The following is a 24060-nucleotide window of genomic DNA, read 5'->3' as shown; positions in this document are numbered from 1 at the left end:
CCGCCGGTTCAGCTGCGCGCCAGTTCCCGGCTCATTGCTGCAGATTGAAGTCGATCGGAACGACCACGCTGGACGCCACCGGTTGGCCGTCGCGCTGGGCCGGATTGAAGCGCCAGCGGCGGACCGCGTCGAGCGCGGCGCGATCCAGATCGCGCGAGCCGCTGCGGGCCTCGACGGACACGTCGGTGGGCACGCCGTCGACACCGACTTCCACCCGCACCATCACCGTGCCGGCATCGCCCCGGCGCAACGCGGCGGCGGGATAGTCGGGCGGGGGCGTCTGGCCTGCCATTGGTACCGGCTGGTCGCCGGGCGCCAGCGCCACGCCGGCGGCCGGTGCCGCGGGCGCATCCGGTACCGCGGGAGCGGCCGGTGCCGGGGCTTCCTCGATCGGTGCCGGCATCGGTGCCTGTTCGACCAGTTGCGGACGCCCATTGCCGTCTTGGCGGGGTTCTTCCAGGCCGCTGGCGCCACCGCGCGCGGGCAGGGGTTCGGGCAGCGCCTCCACCACCGGCTTGTTGCCCTCGACCGTGGCCTCGGGCTGGTAGAAGCCGTCGTCGCCGCGGCCGGCCAGCCAGACAATCACGAACAGCAGCAGCCCGGCGCCGAAGGCGATGCCGGCGATGCGCAGGGTGCGGCGGGGCAGGCGGAACACGAGTTCGGAATCCGGGGATTCGCGGGAAGCGGACATGGAAGGCACCGTGGTGGCTGCGCCGATTCTGACACGCCCGGGGTGAACGCTGCGAGGCATGACGGCGCATAAAAGGCGATAATCGGCGTCCTGCCGCATATCCGTTCCGAATCCCATGCTCGATCCCGCCCTGCTTCGCACCCAGACCGCTGAACTCGCCCAACGCCTGAAGGACAGCCGGGGTTTCGACCTTGACGTGTCCCGGCTGGCCGAACTGGAGTCGTCGCGCAAGCAGATCCAGAAGCGCACCGAGGAACTTCAGAACCTCCGCAATACCCGTTCCAAGGCGATTGGCCAGGCCAAGGCCAAGGGCGAGGACGTGGCCGCGCTGATGGCCGAGGTGGCCGGTTTCGGCGACGAGCTCAAGGCCTCGGAAGTGAAGCTGGAGGAGATCCGCGGCGCGATCGAGGCGATCGCGCTGGGCATTCCCAACCTGCCGCATGCCAGCGTCCCGAACGGCGGCGACGAGAGCCAGAACGTCGAACAGCATCGCTGGGGCGCCCCGCCGGCGTTCGACTTCCCGGTCAAGGACCATGTGGAACTCGGCGCCCGCCACGGCTGGCTGGATGGCGATACCGCCGCCAAGATTTCCGGCGCGCGCTTCACCGTGCTGCGTGGCCAATTGGCCCGCCTGCACCGCGCGCTGGCGCAGTTCATGCTGGACCTGCATACCGGCGAACACGGCTACGAGGAAACCAACGTGCCGCTGATCGTCAACGCCGAAAGCCTGTATGGCACCGGCCAGTTGCCCAAGTTCGAAGAGGACATGTTCAGCACCCAGCTGGGCGAGCACAAACGCTACCTGATCTCCACCTCCGAGATCTCGCTGACCAACATCGTCCGCGACGAAATCGTCGACGACGCGCGCCTGCCGCTGCGCATGACCGCGCATTCGCTATGCTTCCGCTCCGAGGCCGGCAGCAGCGGCCGCGACGTGCGCGGCTTCATCCGCCAGCACCAGTTCGAGAAGGTGGAACTGGTCTCGATCGCTCGCCCCGCGGAAAGCTACGACGAGCACGAACGCATGACCCGCAGCGCGGAAGTGGTGCTGGAAAAGCTGGGCCTGCCGTACCGCCGCATGCTGCTGTGCTCGGGCGACATGGGTTTTTCCGCCACCAAGACCTACGACCTGGAAGTCTGGCTGCCGTCGCAGCAGACCTACCGCGAAATTTCCTCGTGCTCCAACTGCGAGGATTTCCAGGCCCGCCGCATGCAGGCGCGCTGGCGCAATCCGGCCACCGGCAAGCCCGAGCCGGTGCATACCCTAAACGGCTCAGGCACCGCGGTGGGCCGCGCGCTGATCGCGGTGATGGAGAACTACCAGAACGCCGATGGTTCGATCACCGTGCCCGAAGTACTGCGCCCCTACATGGGCGGCGTCGACCGCATCGCCTGATCCGCGCGCGAACCCTCCCGTAGAGCGGAGCTCGCTCCGCTGCCCGATGCCACGCGATTCCTTGGTCCGAGTCGTGCCGATTCTTACCGAACGACCGCGCATCCCGTAGCCGAGCAAGCTCGGCTCTACGCCGCCCCTTCGGAGAAGGGGGACCGAGGGGATTCGCGCTCGCATCGCCTGACCGGCACCGCGAACCCTCCCGTAGAGCGGAGCTTGCTCCGCTGCCCGATGCCGCGCGATTCCTTGGTCCGAGTCGCGCCGATTCTTACCGAACGACCGCGCATCCCGTAGCCGAGCAAGCTCGGCTCTACGCCTCCCCCTTCGGAGAAGAGGGGGACCGAGGGGATTCGCGCTCGCATCGCCTGACCGGCACCCGCGAACGCTCCCGTAGAGCGGAGCTCGCTCCGCTGCCCGATGCCACACGATTCCTTGGTCCGATTCGCGCCGATTCTTCCCGAACGACCGCGTATCCCGTAGCCGAGCGAGCCCGGCTCCACGCCTGCCCCTTCGGAGAAGGAGGACGGACCGAGGGGAATATTCGCTTGGCCGCTCAGCGCCGCGCCAACCGCTGCGCAACCTGCGGGCGGGTCAGATCGCGCAGCGCGTCCTTGCCTATCCAGCGTTCGGTGGCGTCCTCCGAGGCGGCCAGCCGGCGCGCCAGCGCTACTGCGGTCGCATGCAACCCGGCGCGACGCTGGCCGATGGCCCGCAACGCCCAGCTGACCGCTTTCCTGACGAAGTTGCGCGGATCGGTGGCGGCTGCCTCGACCAATCGCAATCCTTCGGCGAATCCGTCATCGGCCGCCGTCTTGTCGTGCACCGCCAGGCCGGCGAGCAGGGCGAACGCAGCGCGCTTCTCGAACTCGCCACGCCGGCCGCTCCATTGCGCCACCTTGCGCCAGGCATGCGGGCTGCGATCGAACAGGTGGAAGCACAGGGTGTCGCAGACGGCCCAGTTGTCGAAGTCGCGGCACCAGCGGTCCATCTGCGCGGTACCCAGCTGCGCGGGATCGGCAACGAAGGCGACCAGCAGGCGCGCCTCGTACACGCCGGTATCCCACAGGGCCGGCGCCAGCGCAGGCTGGCGTCCGATGCGCTTGCCGATGGCCTGGATCTTCGCCATCGGTACGCCCAGGGCGTGATCGTCGGGAATGCCGAAACGGGCGAGTCCTTCCCGATGGGAGGCACTTGCCTGTTGCTTCAGCATCGCCAGCGCCTGAATGGCGCTCACCGGCTCGATGGTGGCGGCCTTGCGGAAAGCGGTGCGCGTGGGCTTCTTAGCGACGGGCATGGGCAAGGCGGCGATCAGATGCGCGCAAGCATAGCCACGCGGCGTGGCTCATGTCCCGCGCCGGTGAGGCGGACAAAAAAAGGCCCGCTTGCGCGGGCCCGGAGAGAGGAACTGCCAGGAACAGGGATGCCGGGCGATCAGGCCGCCAGGCGCTGCGGAACCGGAATCGACGCCAGTGCGCTGGCGAGCGCATCGACGCGGTGCTGCGGCGAATAGTTCACGCCCTCGGCGCGCACGAATTCCACGTCGGTGATGCCCATGAATCCCAGCACGAACTTCAGGTAGGACTCCTGGAAGTCGCTGGCGGCGCCGTGGATGCCGCCGCGGCCGCTGGCGATGATCACCTTCTTGTTGCCGGCCAGGCCTTCCGGCCCCTTCTCGGTGTAGCGGAAGGTGCGTCCGGCCACGGCGACGCGGTCAATCCAGGCTTTCAGGGTCGACGGAATGCCGAAGTTGTACATCGGCGCCCCGATGACCACGACGTCCGCGTCCAGGAACTGCTGGAGCGTTTCTTCGCCGGCGGCGGCCACCGCCGGATCGGCCTTGGCCAGTACCGGTCCGGTCAGGTGGGGCAGGGGAGCGGCATCCAGATCGCGATAGGTGACCTTCAGACCAGGCACCTGGTCCTGCCAACGGGCTACGATGGCGGCGGTGAGTTGGCGGGTGACCGAGTTGTCGGCCAGCGCGCTGCTGTCGATGTGCAATAGTTTCATGATGGCTTTGTCGGGTGGATGCGGCCGTGCCGCGTTGGATGCCATCTTGGGTTGTTGCGAAAACAGGATAAAGCTGGTCTAATATCACTGATTGTTCTGATAATGGAACTATAGTCATGCAGCACGACCTCAATGACCTCTATTACTTCGCCATGGTGGTCGACCACGGCGGCTTCGCCGCGGCCGAGCGCGCTCTGGGCATTCCCAAGTCGCGGCTGAGCCGGCGCATCAGCCAGCTGGAAACCGATCTGGGCGTGCGCCTTCTGCAGCGTTCCACCCGCCGCTTCGCGGTGACCGACGTGGGCATGAGCGTGCACCGGCATGCGCAAACGATGCTGGCCGAAGCCCAGGCCGCGCGCGAGGTGGTCGATCGCCTCAGCGCCGAGCCGCGCGGCGTGGTGCGGGTCAGCGTGCCGGTGGCGGTGGCGCAGATGCAGTTGCCGAAGATCCTGCCCAAGTTCCTCGACAAGTACCCGAAGGTGCGGTTGCAGCTGCACGTCAACAACCGGCGCGTGGACATCATCAACGAAGGCTACGACGTGGCGCTGCGCGTGCGCGCCAAGCTCGACGATGACGGCAGCCTGGTGATGCGCAGCTTCGGCCAGATCCAGGAATTGCTGGTCGCCAGTCCGAAATACCTCAACCGCGCCGGACGCCCGCAGGCGCCGGAAGATCTGACCAACCACGTCACCCTGAGCATCAGCGAGGACGAGGCGCGCCAGCGCTGGGAACTGCATGGTCCGGACGGCGAGGTGCGCCGGGTCGAACTGCAGCCGCGCCTGGCCGGATTCGACTTCCCGCTGCTGCAGGCGATGGCAAAGGACGGCTACGGCATCACCCTGTTGCCGGAAACCGTCTGCGCCGAGGCCGTGCGCAAGGGCGAACTGGAAGTGGTGCTGCCGGAATGGTCGCTGCCGCAGGGCATCTGCCACGCGGTGTTTGCCTCCCGTCGCGGCCTGCTGCCGGCGGTGCGGGTGTTCATCGACTTCCTGGCAGAACACCTGCCCCAGCAGATCGAAGCCTCGCGCCTGGACTGCGGTGGCAAGTGCTCGGAGGCGGCGGAAAGGGCGCTGGAACTGGCCCTGGACAACGCCCGGGCCGGCAAGGTCAAGAAGGCCTCGTAAGCACGCGCACGGCCTTCATGCGAAAATGCGCCGGCCCGACAGGGCTGGCCTGCAGCGCCTGCCACCGCAGGTCGATGGTCAAACCGGCGAACCGATGCAACGCATCGGCGGGATGCAGCAGATACAACGGAGAGATGGCCGAGCGGTTTAAGGCACCGGTCTTGAAAACCGGCGAAGGGTCAAACCTTCCGTGGGTTCGAATCCCACTCTCTCCGCCAAACCTTCGCAGGACGCCCCCTACGGGGGCGTTTGCGTATCCGTCTGGATGATGGGGCGGCACTTGCAGGCAAGTTGCAGTGCCCGCTTGCGTCACTTCTTCTTCTTCGCCTGCACGCAGTTCTCCAGCCACAGCATCCGCTTGAAATCGTCGTAGCGATGGAAGCTGCCGGTGAAGGTGGCGTAGTCGCCCTTGCGGAAAGTCAGCACGTTGGCGAGCTGGTTGGCGTTGAACAGGCAGGCCACGCCAACGCGCGGTTGGTCGTCGCCGGGCACCTTGATCAGGACTTCGCTCTCGTCGGGGATGTCGAAGGAGACGTTGTACTCGGCGCCATCTTCCTGGATGTAGTCCACGCGGCCCTTCAGGCTGTACTTGCGGCCCTTGTGGCGGGCGTTGACCACCAGCGCGTTGCCCTTGGCCTCGCGTGCGATCTCGCGGGAGAACACGTATACGTCCTTGAACGTGGTGTCCGCCACGTTCTGGGTGCGCGCGCCCTGCGCGCCGGCGGTCCTGCCTTCCTTGCCGCCCTTGATCTTCGCCATCAGCTGGCACATGTACGGACGCATCGAATCGGCCTTGGCGAACTGGCCCTTCTCGGTCTTGACCGTCATCTCCACCACCGCCGCGTTGCCCTCCTGGCTGACATTGATCAGCGTGGGGACGGCGCGGGTGAAATTGGTCGAGCGCTGCTCCACCAGCATCGTGCCGGTGCCCGCGTCCTCGGTGATCACGTCCATCTTCTCGGCGATCATGATGCCGCGGATCTGACCCATCGCGTCGGCCACGGACAGATCCGACACCGTCACCTTGCTGGAGAAGTCGGCGCCGGAAAACACGCTGCCGGATTTGCTGAAGTTGTCCTCGCATTCGCCGGCCCACGCGACCGGGGTCGCGCCCGCCAGGGCCAGGGGAAGCAGGAAAAGAAATCGGTGTGCCATGGGATCCTCTCGTGGTGGAAGCCGTCGTCCTTGCGCGGAAGCCTGGGCTTCCTGGCGTTGTCCGCCCGGCGGGAGTGCGCCATCTTTCTCGCCGCCGGGACAGGACCGCCATCCGGCTGTGACGAACGGCACCGGGCGCGTGACGAACGCCACGCGCGCCCGACATCCTGAAAAAAAGCCCGCCGGATACCTGTACGAGGTCGCGACGGAGCGGTAGGGTGGCGCCCGTGGACAAGCGCCCTTTCAAGATTCCCCTGATCGTCTGGATGGTCCTGCTGTGGTGGACCGCGTACTCGGTGATGTTCGCCAGCCAGGTCGTGGCCATGGGCGACACCGATGGCAAGCCGATCGCCTGGTCGCGCGCGCTGCACTTCAGCTTCGGTGGCTGGATGACCTGGGTGCCCTTCAGCCTGGGCGTCCTCTGGCTGGTCCGGCGCTTTCCCGTCGAGCGCGGGTCCGTCATGCGGGCCCTGGGCGTGCAGTCGCTTGGCGTGGCGGCCATCATCGTGCTGAAGGCCGCGTACGTTTACCTGACCGATCCGATCTTCCAGTGGTATGACGTCCTGCCGGGTTTTGGCGAGGTCGTGGTCACCAGCATCCGCAACAACCTGATGACGGCATGGACGGTGATCGGAGTGGCGCACGCGTTCGTGTACTACGAGCGTTCGCGCGAGCGCGAAAAGCGCATCGCCGACATCGAGAGGAGCCTGGTTTCCACCCGGCTCGAAGCGCTGCGCGCGCAGGTCAATCCGCACTTCCTGTTCAATGCCCTGAATTCGGTGGCGGAGATGGTGCATGTGGACCGGGATCTGGCCGATCGCATGCTGGTTTCGCTGTCGGCGCTGCTGCGCGACGGACTCAAGCAGGACGAAATGCAGGAGCGGCCGCTGCGCGACGAACTGGCGGTGGTGGATCACTACCTGATGATCGAAAAGATCCGCTTGACCAGCCGTTTGCAGGTGCGCCGGGAAATCGATGCCGACTGCCTGGACGTGCCGGTGCCGGTATTGATACTGCAGCCGCTGGTCGAGAACGCCATCGTCCACGGCATCGCGCGGCGCAAGTCTCCCGGCGGGTTGCTGATCCGGGCGAGGGTGATCCATCGCGTCCTTCATCTTGCCGTGGAGAACAGCGCCGAACCCGGCACCGCTACCGTCGCCGGCAACGGCGTGGGCCTGCGCGGCGTCGCCGGACGCCTGCAACTGCTGTATGGCGATCGGGCGCGCCTGTCGAGGCCGGATACCTCCCCCGACCGGTATCTGGTCGAGCTGGAAATCCCGTTGCCCGCGGCCGACGCGGCGACGCTGGGCACCCGTCCGCTGGAGCGGGTGGCATGAGCCTGAAAGCCGCCATCGTCGATGACGAACCGCTGTCGCGCGCGCGCCTGCGCCGGCTGCTGGAAAAGGTCGCCGGCGGCAGCATCGCGGTGGTGGCCGAGTGCGTGGACGTGGAGGAACTGCTGGAGGCGGCCCGCAGGACCGCCATCGACGTGCTGTTCCTGGACATCGAGATGCCCGGCGGCGATGGATTTTCCGCGCTCACGCAATGGCGTGGACCGCAGCCGCTGGTGGTGTTCGTCACCGCCTATCACGAACACGGCGCGCGCGCCTTCGATGCCCGCGCGGTGGACTACCTGCTGAAGCCGCTGTCCGCCGAACGCCTGCAACAGACAGTGGAGCGCCTGCGCGAGCGCCTGGCCTTGCAGGGTCTGCAGGTGGCGACGGTCGACGACGGTGTACGCCGGATTCCGCTGCAGGTCGGGCAGCGCGTGCAACTGGTGCCGGAGAGCCAGATCAACGTCGTCGAGGCGCAGGGCAACTACCTGGACATCGACTGCCAGCAGGGACGCTACACCCTGCGTCGCACGCTGGCGTCGTTCGAGGCGGAACTGGACGCGCTGGCGTTCCTGCGCGTGCACCGCTCGACCATTGTCCGCGCGGGCGCGATCCGGGAAATCATGCCGATGGGGTCGGGCCGCTACCGGATCGACCTGCATACCGGACGCCGGTTGGTCAGTGGCCGCAACTACCGCGATCAGATCCACGGCTTGATCCGCCGCGGCATTCCGGTGCCGTCACCGGCGTAGCGCTCCCCGCGGCCGCATCAATCCGTTCCGGTCAACCGCACCAGCGGTGGTGGCGCCTTGTCCTTCACCTGCGGCGTGAGGGCGGCGACGGCCTGCGCGTGTCGATCGGCGTCATGCGCGGCGATCACCAGCAGCATGGCGAGCAGCGCGATGCTGTACTCGCTGCCGCCGACGCCGTGCTCGCCGACGAACCAACCGTTCTTCCAGTGGATGAGCAGGATGCCGACGCCGGCAATCACCGCCAGGCCCGACGCCGCCCAGCGCACGCCGAGGTTGAGTACGAGCAGCGTGCCGGCGGTGAGTTCGTACAAAGTGATTGCCCAGACCCAGGCCGAGCCGTGCGGGAATCCCTGCGCCTCCATGAATTCGGCGAAACGGGGAATCGTGCCGTTGAAGATGCGGACGGCGGCGTGGGCCATGAACAGGATCGCGGTGACGATGCGCAGGAGCTGCAGGCTGGTCCCGGCGCGGATCCAGGGATAGCCGTTGAACAGGGAATGCATGGGCGATGTTCCGGATGGCAGGCGCGGGGAAGGGGGCACGATGGACATCGCCGCATCGCCGGACAACGCGGCTGGGACAAAGGGCACGGTCGGGGTGACCAAGCGGAAGCCGGCGCGGGCACTTGCGCCCGGTCCGGCGCCGGGCTAATACTTAGCCAATAGGGAAACTATTGGGCGAGCCATTCCCGGCGCGCATTCCCCGGAGGACATCGATGGATCTGGTGCTCTACTACCACCCGCTCGCCTCGTTCTGCCACAAGGTGCTCATCGCGCTGTACGAGCACGGCACGCCCTTCGAGGGCGTCATCGTCCGGCACGACAACGCCGATTCGCTGGATGCGTTCCTGGAGGTCTGGCCGGTGGGCAAGATGCCGGTGCTGCGCGATGTGCGCCGCGAAGCGGTGATTCCGGAATCCAGCATCGTGGTGGAGTACCTGGACCAGCACTATCCCGGGCTGCGCCCCATGTTGCCGACGGAGCCGGAAGCCGCATTGCAGGTGCGGCTATGGGATCGGTTCTTCGACCACTACGTCCATCAGCCGGTACAGAAAGTCGTCATCGACCGCCTCCGCGGCGACGGCGAGCACGACGCACGCGGCGTAGCCGAAGCGCTGGCCACGCTCGATAGCGCCTATGCCATGCTGGAAAAGCAACTGGCCGGACGCGAATGGATCGCCGGCGACACTTTCAGCCTGGCCGACTGCTCCGCGTCGCCGGCGCTGTTCTATGCCGGCATCGTGCACCCGTTTCCGCCCGGACTCGGCGCGCTGGAGGCCTATTTCGAACGCCTGATGGCGCGGCCCTCGGTGCGCCGCACCTATGACGAGGCGCGGCCTTACTTCGATCTTTTTCCCTATCGCGAGCGGATACCCGCACGCTTCCTGCAACCGCTGGAGACGGACTGACCATGGCGGCGCAGGCTTCCGAACGCCTGGACGCGCTGTTCCATGCGCTGGCCGACGACAGCCGGCGGCGGATGGTCGATCAACTCAGCCAGGGACCGGCTTCGGTATCGGAGCTGGCGCGGCCACTGGACCTGGCGATGCCGTCGGTGGTCAAGCACCTGGCCGTATTGGAGCGGGGCGGACTGGTGGCCTCGGAGAAGCAGGGGCGCGTGCGCACGTTCCGGTTGATACCGGGCGCGCTGGCCCAGGTCGAAGCGTGGGCGGCCCAACGCGAGCGTAGCTGGCGGCGTCGCTTCGACCGGCTGGAAGCCTTCCTCGCCCGCACCGGATCCGATGACGCGGATTCCTCCCGCTGAAACTGCCCAAGGAGCATCGCATGCCCCTCCTTTCTGAACTGTCCGAGGCGCACACCCACTTCCGCATCGATCGCAAGCTGCCGGCAACGCCGGCGCGGGTGTTCGCGGCGTGGTCGCAGGCCGAGGCCAAGCAGGCGTGGTTCTCCTGCCACGACGACTGGAACAACGCCGGCTACGCGCTGGATTTCCGCATCGGCGGCAGCGAATACAACCAGGTCCATGACAGCGATGGACTCGCGCACGTGTTCCGTGCGCATTTCCTCGACATCGTGCCCGAGCGGCGCATCATCTACGCCTACGACCTGCTGCTGGGCGAGCGGCGCATCTCGGTATCGCTGGTGACGGTGTCGCTGCGGCCCGATGCCGGCGGCACGCTGATGTCGTTCACCGAACAGGTCGTGTTCCTGGACGGCTATACCGATCATGGCGAACGCCGCGAGGGGACCGAAGTCGGATTGGAGAAACTGGCGGCCTGGCTCGCCGGGAACTCCGACGCCATCGCCGGCTAGCGTTTGCGCGTTCCATCGAGGCGGGCGTCGAGCATCGCTTTCACCTCGGGACGTTCGAAGCCGATGTCCAGTTCGCCGTCGCTGATCTTGCGCGCATAGGCGTCGCAGGCGTGGCGCCGGCGGGCGGGCTCATCGACCTGTTCCATCTCCTCGGCGAAGGTGCCGGCGACCTCTTCGACCGCAGCCATGAGCGCGGCTTCGGCTTCTTCGCGGGTGACGCCGAACTGGCGCACGCCCATCGCGTAGGTCTCCTCGCGCAGGGCAGGGCCCAGATCCACGTAAGCCTGGTTGCGTTGCCGCCAGGCGCGGATGCTGTCCAGCCCGGTGGCGGCGAAGCCGGCGTCCTGGCGGGTGCAGTAGTCGAGAATCCTGCTGACCGTTTCGGTGCGGGTGGTGACGTTCTGCGCCGCGCGCAGCAGGATCTGCTGTTCCTCCGACAACGGCGCTTCCTGCGCCGATGCGGTAGCCGTTGCCAGGCACAGTGCCGCGCCGACCCATCCCATGGTGTTCGTCTTCATCGATGTTCCCCCGTGGCGGCCGCTGCGACCGCCGTTGAGCCGATTCCCCGCCGTCACTCTAGCGTGGCGCGCGGGGACAGGCGAGGAGGAAAAGCGGGAAAGTGCCGGGCGCGCCGCCTCTACATGCGGGTGATCGAAACGCCACCATCGACCAGCAGCGCGGTGCCGGTGGTGAAGGAGGAGGCGTCGGAAGCCAGGTACAACGCCGAGCGCGCCTGTTCCTCCGGCGTGGCGGTGCGCTTGAGCGCGTGCAGGTTCTCGACGAAGGCCCAGGATTCCGCGGTGCCGTTCATCGCCCGTGCCATCGGCGTGTCGGTGCCGCCGGGAAGCAGGGCATTGACGCGGATGCCTTCGGCGCCGAACTCCGCCGCCAGCGCGCGGGTCAGGCCGAGCAGGCCGGCCTTGCTCGCCGCGTAGGCGGCTGCGCCTGGCAGGCCGACCGTATAGCCGACGAAGGTCGAGGTGAAGATCAGCGAGCCGCCGCCGCGCGCCTGCATTGCCGGCAGTTGGTGCCTGGCGGCCAGGAACGCGCTGGTCAGGTTGATGTCCAGGGTGTCGCGCCAGCCTTGCGCGGATATGCCCGGTGTCGGTCCCATCTCGCCAAGCGTGCCGGCGTTGTTGAACGCGATGTCGAGCCCGCCGAAATGTTCGAGCGCGGCCTGTACCGCGGCCTGCGCGCAGCTTTCGTCACGCACGTCGCCGGCAACCGCGACCGCTTCGCCGCCCTCGTCGGCGATGGCGGAAACCAGCCGGCGCAGACCTTCCTCGCCGCGTGCGACCGCGACGATGCGGGCGCCTTCGCGCGCGAACAACCGGGCACTGGCCTCGCCGATACCGGAACTGGCGCCGGTGACGATGGCGACCTTGCCTTGCAGAACCTTCATGGAGAACCCTCGTGGAGAAGAGGCGCCAGTGTGTCGGCGATGCCTTCCGGCGACTCTCCGGTTCTTGCGCCTCCGGCGACGGGATGCCGCCGGAGGCCATTCATTGCCCGGGGAATCAGGTCATTGCCCGGGGAATCAGGCCGCCTGGTGGAACTCGCCGAGCACGCCTTGCAGCGGCACGTGGCCCTGGAATCCACCCGCGGACACCGCCGGGCGTCCGGCTTCGATCGCGTGCGCGAAGATCACCGCCGGGTCGGCTTCCAGCTTGTCGAACAGGCGCTGCAGGTTCGGGTAATCGCGGCGATCGATCACGTCGTGGTATTGCGTCCAGCGGGCAATGCCGATGAAGTAGGCGTCGGCCAGCGTGCGCTGATCGCCGAGCAACCAGGGACGGTCGCCCAGCAACTGTTCCAGCAGGGCGTGCGCGCGCACGACCCTGCCGCGGCCGTATTCGCCCAGCACCTGGTTCTCGACGCCTTCGCTGCCGTGCTCCAGCGCATGCCATAGCGGGCTGAAGGCGTTGAAGAAGGCGGTGTTGAGGAACGCCAGCATCTGATTGAGCCGGTCGAACCCCGGCGTGCCCTGGGCGAATGCCAGCCCGGTGTCCAGGCCACGCGCGCCGAGATGGTTGAGGATGGCCATGCTTTCGCTGATGGCGCGGCCGTCCGTGGTGATCAGGGTGGGGGTCTCGCCGACCGGATTCAGGCGGCGATAGTCGTCGCCGGTGACTTCCTCGGGCATGGCAATCCGGCTGAGCCGATAGGGCAGGCCGAGCCATTCCAGCGCGACGATGGAACCGAAGGAGCAGCCCGAAGGCACGCCGTACAGCAGGGTAGTGGTGGTCATGGATGAAGATCCTGGGGAGAAGGGGAATCCGGCCGGTGGGGAAACAATAGAACTGTGGACTTTGACCGTGTAGTCGGCAAAATGGCGACTTATCGTCCACATTCATGGACTTTCAGTGCTCAATCTCAACGACCTGGTGTTCTTCGTCGCCGCGGTCGAACACGGCGGTTTCGCGCCGGCCTCGCGCCGGCTGGGGCTACCCAAGTCGACCCTGAGCAAGCGTGTGGCCGAACTGGAAGAGGCGCTGCAGGTGCGGTTGATCCATCGCACCTCGCGCAGCTTCACGCTGACCGACGTCGGGCGTGATTTCTACGAGCATGCCCGTGCCTCGATCATCGAGGCCGAGGCCGCGCAGGACATCGTGCGCCAGCGGGTGGCCGAGCCCAGCGGCACCGTGCGCATCACCGCTTCCGTGCCGGTGGCGCAGGAGCAACTGGCCGCGCACCTGCCGCGACTGGCGCAACGGTTCCCGCGCCTGTGCCTGCAACTGGACGTGACCGATCGGTTCGTGGACGTGGTCCAGGAAGGCTATGACATCGCCGTGCGCAGTCATTTCGCGCCCTTGCCCGATTCGGGACTGGTGCAGCGCCGAATCGGGCAGGAAAGCATCGTGCTGGTCGCTTCACCCGGCTATCTGGACGCCCACGGAATGCCGGCGGACCCGGAAGCGCTGGAACGGCATGACGGCTTGTTGAGCGGTGCCGGCGCAACGCGCTGGACACTCATGGCGGAGGCCGCGGACGCGCGGACCGTGGAGGTCACCCCACGGCCGCGCATGATTGCCAACGAATCGCAGGCGCTGCGGGCGGCGGCCGGCGCGGGGCTGGGGATCGCCTGCCTGCCGGAATCCTTGTGCCGCCCGGATTTGGACGAAGGCCGACTGTCGCGTGTCTTACCGGGATGGCATGCCGGCCGGGTGACCACCACGCTGGTGATGCCGCACCGGCGCGGGCAACTGCCCGGGGTGCGCGCGGTCGTGGATTTCCTGATCGAATCCCTGGGCCACGACTGACGCGCCGCATCGTGAATGCAGCGGCGCGCGACGCCGAACGAGGCGGATCAGGCGGGCGCGAACAGCGCGTTGAGCTGCCCGTAGCCCAGTGCCTGCGGATCCGCCGGCATGCCGGCTCCCTCGGCGAGGAACGACTGCGCACGGCGTTGCAGGTGGCCGGCGACCGATTCGGCGAGATCCGAACCGGCGCTGAGGCGGCGTACACCACACCGGCGAAGCCGGTCGCGATCCGGCAGCGCGGCGCGCCACAGGACATTCAGCGGCAGGCCCGCGTCCTGGGCGATGGCGGTGATCTCGGTTTCCTCGACCACGCCCGGGACGAACAGTCCATCGGCGCCGGCCTCGCGGTAACGCGCGGCGCGCGCCAGGGTTTCCTGCACGCTGGCCGCACCCGCCGGAGCGAGCCGGCGCAGATAGACATCGGTGCGCACGTTGACGAACACATCGCTGCCAGCCTTCCGGCAATGTTCGCGGATGCGCGCAATCTTGGCGCACAGCACGGCGGGATCGTCGCCGCCGTCCTCGAGGTTGATGCCCGACACGCCCCGCCGGACCAGATGCAGCACCGTGTCGGCGACGGTGTCGGGATCATCCGAGTAGCCGCCTTCGATATCGACGGTCAACGGCGTCGACAGGACACGGACGATGCTGTCGACGCTGTCCAGCAAGCGCGCGACCGGCAGATGGTCGCCGTCCGGATAGCCCTGTGACCACGCCAGGCCGGCGCTGGTGGTGGCGCTGGCGCGCGCGCCCAGCGATTCGATCAGGCGCGCGCTGCCCGCGTCCCAGGCGTTGGCGAGCAGCAGCAGCCCATCGGCATGCAACTGGCGGAAGAGGGCGGTGCGTTCGGCGGTGGTCGGCATGCTGGCGGTCCAGGAGGGAATGCCGCGATGCTGCCACAGCCCGCGTGCGCGGACTCACCGTTTTCGGCCATCATCAGGCCGCAGCAAAAAAGAAAGGTCCGGCACCATCCAGGCCGGACCTTGAAGGGGGAGGTTCCCGGGCCGCTTCCGCTTGCTCAAGGCGGCGCCCTTTTCCTTTGCAGAGCGGTCTTCCTGACCGTCGCAGGGCGTGCTTCCGGGAACGCGTCCAGAATGCCGCGGCGCACGCGACCAGTCAGTCGGTGCAGTGCCCGACCTGCTGTAGGAAAAATCCGATGTTCCGGGACCCGGGTCAGGCACGCAGCCGACGAACGCCGCGGAACAGGCGCCACTTGCCGTCTCCTCCCTCGACATTGATCGCGTAATCCAGGCCCTGCTGCTCGCGTTGCCAGGCGAGCTTGCTGGCGTAGGCGAGCGCGGAGATGCGCGACGGGAAATGCAGGGGTTCGGATTCGTTGATCGACAGCAGGAAACTGCCATCGTGGCCGGGCGAATGGGGGAGATCGAGCGTCATCATGGCGCGGCAGGGCAGCATCGGTTGCCAACAGGCTAGCGACAGGGATGTCATCTCCGTGCAAAGAAACGCCTTCGCCTTTGGTATGACGCGCCGGCACGTCGCACGCGCTTCTCTACACGGCTTCTTCGCATCGGACGACGTATAAACCAAAAGAGTGGCAGGCGCCGATCACCCCGGCCCGCTTCCCGGACCGGCCGATGACCCGGGAGCCACCAGAGAGCCCAACGTCCGCGCACAGGCGTGGATGCCCGGCGGTCAGTCGCGAGCCCGACACCGTCGCCGTCCGGAAAGCCGGGGCGGTTCTCGCATGCCGCCCCGGCAAGGTGCTTCTTTCCGCGTGTTTCTTATCGCGCGGCGGCATCCCAGTCGCGCAGTCCCTGCTCGATGACATCCAGGGCATCGTCCACGCGCCCGTCGTCGAGTTCGGCGACCGTGTCACGCGGACTGTGGATGACCTGCATGACCTTCGGTGCGGTGGCCGGTTTCTTGCCGCCGAAGACCGCCAGGATCGGATCGATTTCGTCGCCTCCCACCAGCGAGAAGGAAACCGCCGGCCATTCCTGCTTGAGGAACGCGAGATGATCGGTGGGCGGATAATGTTCACCCGGCTGGAAGCCCAGCTTGTGCGCCGTGCTTGCGCTGCGCAGCGCGGCGATCAGCGGGGTATCCGCTTGCGGTGACATCATCCACAGGGTATCGCCCCAGCCGAACACGTCGAAGTTGACGTACAGCGCAGGTTTCTCGCGTCCCGGCGTGGTGACGTAGGCGTGCGAGCCGAGCAAGCCGACTTCCTCCAGATCCCAGAACGCGATCTGGACCCGATGGTTGACCAGTGGCCGTGCCTTCAGGCGTGCGGCCAGTTCCAGCACCGCGGCGGAACCGGATGCGTTGTCGGTCGCGCCGTGGCCCACCGCGACGCGATCGTAGTGCGCGCCGATCAGCAGCAGCGGTGCATCGGCTTTTCCGCCCAGGTCGGCGAGCAGATTGCGGCCATGCTTGTCCTTCTGTTCGAAGGCCTCTTCGCGCCAGGTCACGCCCATGGCGTCGAGGCGATTGGTGATGGCCTGTCCGCGCGCGGCGGTATCGGCGCCCGCGCTGATGCGGGCAACCTGGCCTTTCCATTCCGCCGCATCGCCGCCGTCGGCGGCGCAGACGGGCAGGGCAACCAGTAGCAACAGGCCGGCCCAGAACGGGCGTGCCGATGTTTTCGATGTCATTCAAGGCTCCTTCCGAAGGCGTGAACGGCGAGTATGCATGAGCCGGGAACCAGGACGATGCATGACCAGTGGGAGGTCATCGCGGTGCGGACGGACGGCTAGAATGTGAGTTGCGATGGCCGCATTCCGGGAATAGGCTCGGTGTTGAGCCGAGGCTCGAAAGGGGATGTGGCATGACGATTCGAGTATTCCTGATTGACGATCACGCGCTGGTGCGGACCGGCATGCGGATGATCCTCGCGCAGGAAACCGATTTCGAGGTGGTGGGCGAGGCGGAGAGCGGCGAGGAGGCCTTGCCGGTCATCCGCAAGCTGAAGCCAGACGTGGTGCTGTGCGATCTGCACCTGCCCGGATACAGCGGGTTGGAAGTGACCGAGCGCATCGTGCGCGGTGACCAGGAGACGCGGGTGATCATCGTGTCGGTGCTGGAAGACGGGCCGTTGCCCAAGCGCCTGCTGGAAGCCGGCGCGTCCGGCTATCTGGGCAAGGGCGGCGACGCCCAGGAGCTGATCCGCGCGGTGCGTGACGTCGCCCGCGGCAAGCGCTATCTGGGCAGCAGCGTGGCCCAGAACCTGGCGCTGCTCAACGTGTCCGGGGATGGTTCTCCCTTCGATGCGTTGTCGCCGCGCGAACTGGAAGTCGCCATGCTGCTGATCCAGGGCCTGCGCCAGGAAGAAATCGCCAAGCGCCTGAGCCTGAGCGCCAAGACCGTCAACACGCACAAGACGCGCCTGTTCGAGAAGGCGGGGGTCACCGACAACATCGCGCTGGCGCGACTGGCCGCCCAGTACGGATTGCTCGACCCGGCACGGGCGCTCTAGCAGGCCGGTTGCCAGGCGCTTCCATTTGGCGCCAAGCGCGCATCACGCATTTCAAGCGGACAAAAAGAAAACCGGCTGTCGCCAGCCGGTTTTCGTCGTGCCTGCGCGCTTGCGCCTGATGTCAGGCGCTGCGCTCGTTCTCCGGATGATCCGGATCGACCGGCTGATCTTCATCGTCGTTGTGGGCGATGCCGGCCGAGGTCTCCGGTGCGGTCGGCTTGGGCGTGGCGACCGGTTCGAACAGGCCACGCGTCACCGACGGCGGAGTATCCGCATCCAGCGCGAAGAACAGCGATCCGGTGGTGCCGCGCGGCGGCGCGGAAGGCGTCGCCGGCTGGGCGGCCGGGGCCGGCTCGGCAAGTTCGGCGCGCACCGGTTCACTGGCCGGCTCGGCCACGACCTCAGTGCTTGCCGCCACCGGCGGGGAGGCCGCTTCGTTCGGAGCGGGCGCTCTCGCCGGGGTCTCGGTCACGTCCGTCGCGGACGCAACGGCGGGAGACTCCGTCGCGATGTCCTGCTGGACCGCCTGGACAATCTCGTTGCCGGCCCGGGCTTCGACCTTCACGGTTTCGGCGATGACGGCGCGCGCGTCGCCACTGTCCGCGACCGCGGCGACTTCGGCCCGTGCCTCGGCAACGACTTCGACCGGTGCCGTCGGGACGGCGACGGGAGCGGTCTGTGCCACGGCATCCGCCACGGGCTTGTCCTGCACCGGCGTGGCCGGAGCAGGCGTTTCCGCAGGCGTCACCGGCGCGACGGCCGTCGGACGGTTGGCACCGGCGGGACGGGACGGCGCGGGAGCCGGTTCCTCGTCGTCGAAATCGAACTCCGGCTGCGAACGGCTGGCGACCGCATCCTGTTCGTCCGGACCCAGATCGGAAAGATCGTCGCCGCCCTGATCGTCGGCCAGCGTTGCGCCCTCGGCATTGCCACGACGGCGACGGCGGCCGCCACGGCGACCACGGCGGCGACGTCCGCCGCCTTCGCCCTGCGCGGCATCACCGGCTGCGCCTTCCTCGGACGCAGTCACGCTGTCCGCGGCGGCTGCCTCCGCGGTCTGTTCGGCGATGGTTTCAGGCTGAACCTGCGGCTGCGGTTGCGGACGCGGTGCTTCCGTTGCAGCAACCGCGGCCACGGTAGCGATCTTGCCCACTTCGGTCTCGGCGGGCGCGACGGCGACCGGCGAAGCGGTTTCCGGCTTCGAAGCCGGGGCGGCCTGCGGCTTCTGCGCCGGCTGGGCCTGTTCGCCACGCGGCTTCGGTGCCTGCTGCTGGCCTTGGCCTTGCTGTCCCTGACGGGGAGCCTGCGGCTGCTGTTGCTGCTTCTGCTTGGGCTGTTGCTGCTGCCCCGGCTGCTTGGGCTGCTGCTCGCCGCGCGGCTTCTGCTGCGCGTTCTGCTGCCCCTTGCCGCGGCCTTCCTCGCGGCGCTGCTGGCCGTTGCCGCCGCGTCCCTGGCTCTGCTGCTGGCGGTTGTCACGGCGCTGGCCGCGATCATTGCGTTCGTTGCGCGGCAGGCGGTTGTCCTGCTGACGCGGCTGCGGCGCGGGCGCCGGCGCGCTTTCGGCGCCGACCAGGCGCTTGAGCCAGCCGAACAGGCCACCGGAAGCCGGCGCGGCGACCGGTGCCGGGGCAGGCGCGGGGGCGACCGGCGCGGGCGCCGGGGCCTCGCGTTCCTCGCGCACCGGGGCGGGCTGCGAATGCTTCACGTGGGTCACCGCCGGGGCGGCCGGGATGTTCAGCTGCGCCTTGGTCAGCGCATGCACGGGCAGCTTGCGCGGGGTGCCGCGCTGGTAGCTGGGCTTGGTGCTTTCCTCGCCCAGCTCGTTCTCGCGGATGCGGGTGACCTCGTAGTGCGGGGTGTGCAGCGCCTCGTCGGCGACGATGATGATCGGCGCGTCGTGGCGGGTCTCGATCTCGCGCAGCGCGCCGCGCTTCTCGTTGAGCAGGAAGTTGGCGATTTCCACCGGCGCCTGGACCAGGACTTGTCCGGTGTTCTCCTTCATCGCGTGCTCTTCGGCCACGCGGATGATGGACAGCGACAGCGACTCCACGCTGCGCATGCGGCCGTGGCCGTCGCAGCGGGGGCAGACGATCTGGCTGGATTCGCCCAGCGACGGACGCAGGCGCTGGCGGCTCATTTCCATCAGGCCGAAGCGCGAGATGCGGCCCAGCTGCACGCGGGCGCGGTCGTACTTCAGCGCGTTCTGCAGGCGGTTCTCGACCTCGCGCTGGTGCTTGTTGCTCGACATGTCGATGAAGTCGATCACCACCAGGCCGCCCAGATCGCGCAGGCGCAGCTGGCGGGCCACTTCCTCGGCCGCCTCCAGGTTGGTGTGGAACGCGGTCTCCTCGATGTCGCCGCCCTTGGTGGCGCGCGCCGAGTTGACGTCGATGGCGGTCAACGCCTCGGTCTGGTCGACCACGATGGAGCCGCCGGAGGGCAGGCGGACATTGCGTTCATACGCGCCTTCGATCTGGGATTCGATCTGGAAGCGGTTGAACAGCGGGATGTCGTCCTTGTAGTGCTTGAGCTTGCGCAGGCTCTGCGGCATGACCTGCTGCATGAACTCGCGCGCGGTCTCGTGCAGTTCCTCTGTGTCGACCAGGATTTCGCCGATGTCAGCGCGCAGATAGTCGCGCAGGGCGCGCACGATCAGGCGCGACTCCTGGTAGATCAGGAACGGTGCCGGCTTGGTCAGCGCGGCCTCGGCAATCGCCTTCCAGACCTGCAGCAGGTAATCCAGGTCCCACTGCAGCTCTTCGGCGTCGCGGCCGACGCCGGCGGTGCGGATGATGACGCCCATGTCGTCGGGGATGGCAAGCGAGTCCATGGCCCGCTTCAGCTCGGCACGGTCATCGCCCTCGATGCGGCGCGACACGCCGCCGGCGGTGGGCGAGTTGGGCATCAGCACCATGTAGCGGCCGGCCAGGGAGATGAACGTGGTCAGGGCGGCGCCCTTGTTGCCGCGCTCATCCTTGTCCACCTGGACGACGACTTCCTGGCCCTCGCGCAGCAGTTCGCGCAGGCCGGCCTTGTTGTGGTCGACCCCGGCCTGGAAATAGTCGCGGGAGATTTCCTTCAGCGGCAGGAAGCCGTGCCGGTCTGCACCGTAGTCGACGAAGGCGGCTTCGAGGGAAGGTTCGAGCCGGGTGATGCGGCCCTTGTAGATGTTGGACTTCTTCTGCTCTTTCGACGGTTGCTCGATATCGATGTCGTACAGCGTCTGGCCATCCACGATCGCGACGCGCAGTTCTTCAGCCTGCGTCGCATTGATCAACATGCGTTTCATTGTTTGCGTTCCTCGCGCGCTACTACCGCGCGGAACGCCATGGCGTTTCGCCTCTGGAACGGTGCTCCGCCCCTTGCGCAGGCGCAGCGGGGCGGGTTGGGTTTCCAGCGCTACGACACCACGGCAGGCCGCGGGAGCGCTTTTTTAATGTGTGTTACGGGCCGGCGGCAGCTTCCCAACCAGTGGTGGCGCCGCGCGGGACATGTTCAGCTACGGGCGCCGTCACGCGTCCGGCGGTATCCGGGTTCGCCGGCAAGCCGCTAACATGGCCGCCCCTGGGGCGGTGGCCGCGCGCCTGCCGGAATCGCGGGGAGCCGGGCTTCTGGCCCACGGCTTGCTTCCAAGCCGGCAACTCCCTGCGAAATCAAACCCTTATCTCGCCCGCCGAGTGTAGCAGAATAATAGTGACCATGACCGCTTCGCCCCCCGCTTCACGGCCGCAGGCCGGGACCAAAGCCACCGTTCGCCTGGTCAGGGTCCCGGAAGACCGGGGCGGACAGCGACTGGACAACTTCCTGCTGGGCCAGTTGAAGGGCGCGCCACGCAGCCTGGTCTACAAGCTGGTCCGGAGCGGCCAGGTCCGGGTCAACGGTGGTCGCGCCAAGGCCGAGCGCAAGCTGGAGGCGGGCGACGAGGTCCGGATTCCCCCCGTCAATCTCACTGAAGTTGGAGACAAGGCACCGCCCCCGACCGGCTTCCTGCAACGGATGGAGGCGGCAATCGTGTTCGAGGACGCCCGCCTGCTGGTCATCAACAAACCCTCCGGGGTGGCCAGTCACGGTGGCAGCGGCATCAGCCACGGCGCCATCGAGACCATGCGCGTGCTGCGCCCGGGACAGACGCTGGAACTGGTGCACCGCCTGGATCGCGACACGTCCGGCTTGCTGATCATGGCCAAGAAGCGTTCCGCGCTGTCCGAACTGCAGGCGCTGATGCGCGAGAACGACAGCGACGAGGGGCGCGGCATCGAGAAGCGCTACCTGACCCTGCTGGTGGGGCGGATGCCGGACGGGGTGATGAGCGTGGATGCGCCATTGCATGTCGGCCTGCGCCAGGGCGGCGAGCGGCATGTGCAGGTCAATCCCGCCGGCAAGGCGTCACTGAGCCATTTCCGGGTACTGGAGCGGCGCGGTGGTCATTCGTATTGCGAAGTCGTCATCGAGACCGGCCGCACGCACCAGATCCGCGTGCATGCGCAGCACCTCGGGCATCCGGTGGCCGGGGATGACAAGTACGGGGATCAGGCGGTCAACAAACGCCTGCGCGACCAGGCCGGCCTGAAGCGGCTGTTCCTGCATGCCGCCTCGCTGGAATTCGCGCTTGACGGCGGCAAGACGCCCTACCTGCTCAATGCGCCGCTGGCGCCGGAATTGGCGGAAGTGCTGAACCGGCTGGGTTGAGCCGGCAAAAACCGCTTTCAGAGCTGCGGCGCCAGGCGCTGTTCCGCAATGACGCGCAGTTGCGGCTGCTCGGTTCGCACGGTGACATGTCCGGGTAATCCATCCGGAAAACTCAGCACCAGATCCGCCTGCGAATAGGCGAGACAGCAGCGTGGCTCGAATGGCGTCGCCGCATTGGAAACCAGCGGAATCACGATCTGCAGATCTTCATCGGCGCGCCAGGCGCGGATACCCGCCGCATTGACGCTTTCCTGTTCGTCATGGCGAACGGTCAAGCTTACTCGCAGGGTTCGTTCGTCGACGACGGACACCAGCATGTCGGCGGCACGGCCGTCACCCGGAATCGATTCCGCCTCGGCGATATGCGCATCGACGCGGACGGGCAGGTAGCGCAACTCGGCGGGCTGCGGCGGAGGCGGTGGCAGATTGGCGGGCTGGACTTGCGCCAAGGACCACGCCAGCAACAGGTTCAGCAACGCAGGTTCATCCCTGGCGTTGCGAATCCAGCGCGAAGCACTGGTTCGGCCGTTCGGCGGGCGGGGTGAAGGTCACCGGCACCTGGATGGTCTGGCTGATCGTCTGGCCGTTGCGGGTGGCGGCCTTGAACTGCCATCCGTGCACGGCCTTCTGCGCTGCTTCGTCCAGCGCCGGTTGGCCGCTGCTCTTGAACACGCCGACTTCGGTCGGAACGCCTTCGATGCCGACGACGACCTTCAGCGTGGACACGCCGCCGATGCCGGCGCAGGCCAGTTCAATCGGATACTCGGGCGGGGGCGTGTCGACCGCCGCCAGTTCGGTCGGCGCCGCCACCGGCGCGGCCGGGGTGCCGGAACCGCCGCAGGCGGACAGCGCTGCCGCCAGCACGGTGGAAGTCGCCAACAGGGGAAGAATTCTCATCAGGGAGCTCCGGTGACCAACGCCTCGGCCTTGGCCGCGCAGATGAAGTCGTTTTCGCTGAGTCCGCCGACATCGTGGGTCGAATAGCGGACCACGGCGCGGTTGTAATGTACGCCCAAATCCGGGTGATGGTCCTCGCGGTGGGCGATGTAGGCCAGCGCATTCACGAACGCCATGGTCTCGTGGTAGTTGGCGAACGTGAAGGTCTTGCACAGCGCATGGCCGTCCTCGGCCAGTTCCCAGCCGGGCAGTTCCGGCATCAGTTCGGCGATGCGGGCCTGGCCCAGCTTGTGCTCGCCGCCACGCAGGGGCACGCAATGGGCCTGGGCGAGGGGGATCAGGTCGGTCATGGGTCCTCCGGGAAAGCCGGTCCGCTGAACGCCGGCACACGTTACGATGGTCCGGACGGGCAAGCCCCGGCCGGAACGCTAGAATACCCCGCATGATCCAGATTTCCGACAGCGCACAGGCCCATTTCCGCAAACTGATCGAGCGCGAGTCGCTGCCCGGTCTCGGCGTGCGGCTCAGCGCGGTGCATGCAGGTACCCCGCGCGCCGATGCGCGCCTGGAGTTCGCCGAACCGCGCGATCTGGCCGGCGACGAATGGGCGGTGGACTGCGACGGGTTCACCCTGTACGTGCAGGCCGACAGCGTGGCCTGGCTGGATGGTGCCGAGATCGACTACGTCTACCAGGGCGCCAGCACCCAGCTGACCATCAAGGCGCCCAAGATCAAGGGCGAGGTACCCGCCGAGTCCGCATCCCTGGTCGAGCGCGTGCGCTGGGTGGTGGAAAACGAGATCAATCCGCAACTGGCCCAGCACAAGGGCAAGGTGGCGGTGGAGCAGGTGACCGGCGACGGTGTCGTGTACCTGCGCTTCGGCGGCGGTTGCCACGGTTGCGGCATGGCCGACGTGACCCTGAAACAGGGTATCGAGAAGACCCTGGTCGCGCGCGTTCCCGGCGTGACGGCGGTGCGCGATGCCACCGATCACGATACCGGCGCGGCTCCCTACATTCCCCGCGGCAACGCGGCCTGACATAGCCCCG

General features: G+C 67.4%; 26 protein-coding genes and 1 tRNA gene. 12 read left to right on the top strand and 15 right to left on the bottom strand.

Annotation, left to right across the window (positions count from 1 at the left end):
• Positions 1 to 31: 31 nt before the first annotated feature.
• Positions 32 to 691 (bottom strand): energy transducer TonB, encoded by a 660-nt coding sequence (locus tag IB228_RS12550; RefSeq protein ID WP_192198751.1) that lies wholly within the window; start codon positions 689 to 691, stop codon positions 32 to 34.
• 115 nt (positions 692 to 806) lie between these two features.
• On the opposite strand from IB228_RS12550, the gene serS reads away from it, so the two are divergent.
• Positions 807 to 2087: a serine--tRNA ligase gene (gene serS, locus IB228_RS12545; protein ID WP_183636853.1), complete on the top strand. Its 1281-nt coding sequence runs from the start codon at positions 807 to 809 to the stop codon at positions 2085 to 2087.
• Between the two features lie 550 nt (positions 2088 to 2637).
• Here serS and IB228_RS12540 read toward each other — a convergent pair.
• Positions 2638 to 3378 (bottom strand): DNA alkylation repair protein, encoded by a 741-nt coding sequence (locus tag IB228_RS12540; protein ID WP_183641064.1) that lies wholly within the window; start codon positions 3376 to 3378, stop codon positions 2638 to 2640.
• Between the two features lie 137 nt (positions 3379 to 3515).
• The gene (locus IB228_RS12535; protein WP_192198750.1) at positions 3516 to 4091 is read right to left on the bottom strand and encodes an NAD(P)H-dependent oxidoreductase; all 576 of its coding nucleotides are present in this window, start codon (positions 4089 to 4091) and stop codon (positions 3516 to 3518) included.
• Positions 4092 to 4207: 116 nt separating this feature from the next.
• Here IB228_RS12535 and IB228_RS12530 point away from each other — a divergent pair, with 116 nt between their 5' ends.
• Positions 4208 to 5215, top strand: a complete 1008-nt coding sequence (locus IB228_RS12530; protein ID WP_183636847.1) for a LysR family transcriptional regulator — start codon at positions 4208 to 4210, stop codon at positions 5213 to 5215.
• Between the two features lie 128 nt (positions 5216 to 5343).
• Positions 5344 to 5433: transfer RNA gene (locus IB228_RS12525), tRNA-Ser, on the top strand.
• Between the two features lie 91 nt (positions 5434 to 5524).
• On the opposite strand, the gene IB228_RS12520 is transcribed toward IB228_RS12525, so the two are convergent.
• A complete protein-coding gene (locus IB228_RS12520) occupies positions 5525 to 6370 on the bottom strand; it encodes a hypothetical protein (protein WP_183636844.1) in 846 nt (281 codons plus the stop codon).
• Between the two features lie 227 nt (positions 6371 to 6597).
• Between IB228_RS12520 and IB228_RS12515 the strand changes: the two genes are divergently transcribed.
• Both IB228_RS12515 and IB228_RS12510 read left to right on the top strand, forming a co-directional pair.
• Positions 6598 to 7707 (top strand): histidine kinase, encoded by a 1110-nt coding sequence (locus tag IB228_RS12515; RefSeq protein ID WP_192198749.1) that lies wholly within the window; start codon positions 6598 to 6600, stop codon positions 7705 to 7707.
• Complete coding sequence (locus IB228_RS12510; RefSeq protein WP_141452632.1) at positions 7704 to 8456, top strand: LytTR family DNA-binding domain-containing protein; 753 nt, start codon at positions 7704 to 7706, stop codon at positions 8454 to 8456. The genes IB228_RS12515 and IB228_RS12510 overlap by 4 nt, the downstream gene beginning before the upstream one ends.
• A 17-nt stretch (positions 8457 to 8473) precedes the next feature.
• Here the strand turns inward: IB228_RS12510 and IB228_RS12505 are convergent, their stop codons facing one another.
• Positions 8474 to 8959 (bottom strand): DoxX family protein, encoded by a 486-nt coding sequence (locus IB228_RS12505; protein ID WP_192198748.1) that lies wholly within the window; start codon positions 8957 to 8959, stop codon positions 8474 to 8476.
• 212 nt (positions 8960 to 9171) lie between these two features.
• Here IB228_RS12505 and IB228_RS12500 point away from each other — a divergent pair, with 212 nt between their 5' ends.
• Genes IB228_RS12500 through IB228_RS12490 form a run of 3 tightly spaced genes read left to right on the top strand, consistent with a single transcriptional unit; the run spans position 9172 to position 10729 of the window.
• Positions 9172 to 9864, top strand: coding sequence for a glutathione S-transferase family protein (locus tag IB228_RS12500; RefSeq protein ID WP_192198747.1), 693 nt, complete (start codon positions 9172 to 9174; stop codon positions 9862 to 9864).
• A gap of 2 nt (positions 9865 to 9866) precedes the next feature.
• Complete coding sequence (locus IB228_RS12495; RefSeq protein WP_141452635.1) at positions 9867 to 10220, top strand: metalloregulator ArsR/SmtB family transcription factor; 354 nt, start codon at positions 9867 to 9869, stop codon at positions 10218 to 10220.
• Between the two features lie 20 nt (positions 10221 to 10240).
• The gene (locus IB228_RS12490) at positions 10241 to 10729 is read left to right on the top strand and encodes an SRPBCC family protein (RefSeq protein WP_192198746.1); all 489 of its coding nucleotides are present in this window, start codon (positions 10241 to 10243) and stop codon (positions 10727 to 10729) included.
• Here the strand turns inward: IB228_RS12490 and IB228_RS12485 are convergent.
• From IB228_RS12485 to IB228_RS12475, 3 genes are all read right to left on the bottom strand, one after another.
• Positions 10726 to 11247, bottom strand: a complete 522-nt coding sequence (locus IB228_RS12485) for a hypothetical protein (protein ID WP_141452637.1) — start codon at positions 11245 to 11247, stop codon at positions 10726 to 10728. The genes IB228_RS12490 and IB228_RS12485 overlap by 4 nt on opposite strands.
• Positions 11248 to 11366: 119 nt before the next feature.
• Positions 11367 to 12131, bottom strand: a complete 765-nt coding sequence (locus IB228_RS12480; protein WP_192198745.1) for an SDR family oxidoreductase — start codon at positions 12129 to 12131, stop codon at positions 11367 to 11369.
• Positions 12132 to 12266: 135 nt separating this feature from the next.
• Entirely contained in the window at positions 12267 to 12977 is a 711-nt protein-coding gene (locus IB228_RS12475) for a glutathione S-transferase family protein (RefSeq protein WP_192198744.1), read from the bottom strand.
• A gap of 115 nt (positions 12978 to 13092) precedes the next feature.
• Between IB228_RS12475 and IB228_RS12470 the strand changes: the two genes are divergently transcribed.
• Positions 13093 to 13989, top strand: coding sequence for a LysR substrate-binding domain-containing protein (locus IB228_RS12470; protein ID WP_192198743.1), 897 nt, complete (start codon positions 13093 to 13095; stop codon positions 13987 to 13989).
• A gap of 47 nt (positions 13990 to 14036) precedes the next feature.
• On the opposite strand, the gene IB228_RS12465 is transcribed toward IB228_RS12470, so the two are convergent.
• The 3 genes from IB228_RS12465 to IB228_RS12455 all read right to left on the bottom strand — a co-directional run bounded on the left by IB228_RS12465 (position 14037) and on the right by IB228_RS12455 (position 16604).
• Positions 14037 to 14852: an isocitrate lyase/phosphoenolpyruvate mutase family protein gene (locus IB228_RS12465; RefSeq protein WP_192198742.1), complete on the bottom strand. Its 816-nt coding sequence runs from the start codon at positions 14850 to 14852 to the stop codon at positions 14037 to 14039.
• A 310-nt stretch (positions 14853 to 15162) separates the two neighbouring features.
• A complete protein-coding gene (locus IB228_RS12460; protein ID WP_141452642.1) occupies positions 15163 to 15384 on the bottom strand; it encodes a hypothetical protein in 222 nt (73 codons plus the stop codon).
• Between the two features lie 347 nt (positions 15385 to 15731).
• Entirely contained in the window at positions 15732 to 16604 is an 873-nt protein-coding gene (locus IB228_RS12455) for a M28 family metallopeptidase (RefSeq protein ID WP_192198741.1), read from the bottom strand.
• A 173-nt stretch (positions 16605 to 16777) separates the two neighbouring features.
• Here IB228_RS12455 and IB228_RS12450 point away from each other — a divergent pair, with 173 nt between their 5' ends.
• Positions 16778 to 17425 carry a response regulator gene (locus IB228_RS12450; protein ID WP_183636819.1) on the top strand — a complete coding sequence of 216 codons (648 nt, stop codon included), beginning with the start codon at positions 16778 to 16780 and terminating at the stop codon, positions 17423 to 17425.
• Between the two features lie 121 nt (positions 17426 to 17546).
• On the opposite strand, the gene IB228_RS12445 is transcribed toward IB228_RS12450, so the two are convergent.
• The gene (locus tag IB228_RS12445) at positions 17547 to 20714 is read right to left on the bottom strand and encodes an Rne/Rng family ribonuclease (RefSeq protein ID WP_192198740.1); all 3168 of its coding nucleotides are present in this window, start codon (positions 20712 to 20714) and stop codon (positions 17547 to 17549) included.
• Positions 20715 to 21124: 410 nt separating this feature from the next.
• Here IB228_RS12445 and IB228_RS12440 point away from each other — a divergent pair, with 410 nt between their 5' ends.
• Entirely contained in the window at positions 21125 to 22114 is a 990-nt protein-coding gene (locus tag IB228_RS12440) for an RluA family pseudouridine synthase (RefSeq protein WP_192198739.1), read from the top strand.
• A gap of 17 nt (positions 22115 to 22131) precedes the next feature.
• On the opposite strand, the gene IB228_RS12435 is transcribed toward IB228_RS12440, so the two are convergent.
• Genes IB228_RS12435 through IB228_RS12425 form a run of 3 tightly spaced genes read right to left on the bottom strand, consistent with a single transcriptional unit; the run spans position 22132 to position 23361 of the window.
• Positions 22132 to 22590: a hypothetical protein gene (locus IB228_RS12435; RefSeq protein WP_192198738.1), complete on the bottom strand. Its 459-nt coding sequence runs from the start codon at positions 22588 to 22590 to the stop codon at positions 22132 to 22134.
• Positions 22591 to 22597: 7 nt separating this feature from the next.
• Complete coding sequence (locus tag IB228_RS12430; RefSeq protein WP_192198737.1) at positions 22598 to 23011, bottom strand: energy transducer TonB; 414 nt, start codon at positions 23009 to 23011, stop codon at positions 22598 to 22600.
• Complete coding sequence (locus IB228_RS12425; protein WP_183636806.1) at positions 23011 to 23361, bottom strand: 4a-hydroxytetrahydrobiopterin dehydratase; 351 nt, start codon at positions 23359 to 23361, stop codon at positions 23011 to 23013. Before IB228_RS12425 ends, IB228_RS12430 begins: the two co-directional genes overlap by 1 nt.
• A 92-nt stretch (positions 23362 to 23453) precedes the next feature.
• Between IB228_RS12425 and IB228_RS12420 the strand changes: the two genes are divergently transcribed.
• The gene (locus tag IB228_RS12420; protein WP_183636803.1) at positions 23454 to 24050 is read left to right on the top strand and encodes an NfuA family Fe-S biogenesis protein; all 597 of its coding nucleotides are present in this window, start codon (positions 23454 to 23456) and stop codon (positions 24048 to 24050) included.
• Positions 24051 to 24060: the final 10 nt, after the last annotated feature.

It is taken from the genome of Pseudoxanthomonas sp. PXM04 (genome assembly GCF_014851695.1).
Taxonomy (GTDB): domain Bacteria; phylum Pseudomonadota; class Gammaproteobacteria; order Xanthomonadales; family Xanthomonadaceae; genus Pseudoxanthomonas_A; species Pseudoxanthomonas_A beigongshangi.
This window is presented reverse-complemented; position numbering and strand designations above follow the sequence as displayed.

Excerpts from the sequence above, each read along its gene's own strand:
- IB228_RS12550 (WP_192198751.1), bottom strand. The coding sequence starts at position 691 with ATGTCCGCTTCCCGCGAATCCCCGGATTCCGAACTCGTGTTCCGCCTG.
- serS (WP_183636853.1), top strand. The coding sequence starts at position 807 with ATGCTCGATCCCGCCCTGCTTCGCACCCAGACCGCTGAACTCGCCCAA.
- IB228_RS12540 (WP_183641064.1), bottom strand. The coding sequence starts at position 3,378 with ATGCCCGTCGCTAAGAAGCCCACGCGCACCGCTTTCCGCAAGGCCGCC.
- IB228_RS12535 (WP_192198750.1), bottom strand. The coding sequence starts at position 4,091 with ATGAAACTATTGCACATCGACAGCAGCGCGCTGGCCGACAACTCGGTC.
- IB228_RS12530 (WP_183636847.1), top strand. The coding sequence starts at position 4,208 with ATGCAGCACGACCTCAATGACCTCTATTACTTCGCCATGGTGGTCGAC.
- IB228_RS12520 (WP_183636844.1), bottom strand. The coding sequence starts at position 6,370 with ATGGCACACCGATTTCTTTTCCTGCTTCCCCTGGCCCTGGCGGGCGCG.
- IB228_RS12510 (WP_141452632.1), top strand. The coding sequence starts at position 7,704 with ATGAGCCTGAAAGCCGCCATCGTCGATGACGAACCGCTGTCGCGCGCG.
- IB228_RS12505 (WP_192198748.1), bottom strand. The coding sequence starts at position 8,959 with ATGCATTCCCTGTTCAACGGCTATCCCTGGATCCGCGCCGGGACCAGC.
- IB228_RS12500 (WP_192198747.1), top strand. The coding sequence starts at position 9,172 with ATGGATCTGGTGCTCTACTACCACCCGCTCGCCTCGTTCTGCCACAAG.
- IB228_RS12495 (WP_141452635.1), top strand. The coding sequence starts at position 9,867 with ATGGCGGCGCAGGCTTCCGAACGCCTGGACGCGCTGTTCCATGCGCTG.
- IB228_RS12490 (WP_192198746.1), top strand. The coding sequence starts at position 10,241 with ATGCCCCTCCTTTCTGAACTGTCCGAGGCGCACACCCACTTCCGCATC.
- IB228_RS12485 (WP_141452637.1), bottom strand. The coding sequence starts at position 11,247 with ATGAAGACGAACACCATGGGATGGGTCGGCGCGGCACTGTGCCTGGCA.
- IB228_RS12480 (WP_192198745.1), bottom strand. The coding sequence starts at position 12,131 with ATGAAGGTTCTGCAAGGCAAGGTCGCCATCGTCACCGGCGCCAGTTCC.
- IB228_RS12475 (WP_192198744.1), bottom strand. The coding sequence starts at position 12,977 with ATGACCACCACTACCCTGCTGTACGGCGTGCCTTCGGGCTGCTCCTTC.
- IB228_RS12465 (WP_192198742.1), bottom strand. The coding sequence starts at position 14,852 with ATGCCGACCACCGCCGAACGCACCGCCCTCTTCCGCCAGTTGCATGCC.
- IB228_RS12460 (WP_141452642.1), bottom strand. The coding sequence starts at position 15,384 with ATGACGCTCGATCTCCCCCATTCGCCCGGCCACGATGGCAGTTTCCTG.
- IB228_RS12455 (WP_192198741.1), bottom strand. The coding sequence starts at position 16,604 with ATGACATCGAAAACATCGGCACGCCCGTTCTGGGCCGGCCTGTTGCTA.
- IB228_RS12450 (WP_183636819.1), top strand. The coding sequence starts at position 16,778 with ATGACGATTCGAGTATTCCTGATTGACGATCACGCGCTGGTGCGGACC.
- IB228_RS12445 (WP_192198740.1), bottom strand. The coding sequence starts at position 20,714 with ATGAAACGCATGTTGATCAATGCGACGCAGGCTGAAGAACTGCGCGTC.
- IB228_RS12440 (WP_192198739.1), top strand. The coding sequence starts at position 21,125 with ATGACCGCTTCGCCCCCCGCTTCACGGCCGCAGGCCGGGACCAAAGCC.
- IB228_RS12430 (WP_192198737.1), bottom strand. The coding sequence starts at position 23,011 with ATGAGAATTCTTCCCCTGTTGGCGACTTCCACCGTGCTGGCGGCAGCG.
- IB228_RS12425 (WP_183636806.1), bottom strand. The coding sequence starts at position 23,361 with ATGACCGACCTGATCCCCCTCGCCCAGGCCCATTGCGTGCCCCTGCGT.
- IB228_RS12420 (WP_183636803.1), top strand. The coding sequence starts at position 23,454 with ATGATCCAGATTTCCGACAGCGCACAGGCCCATTTCCGCAAACTGATC.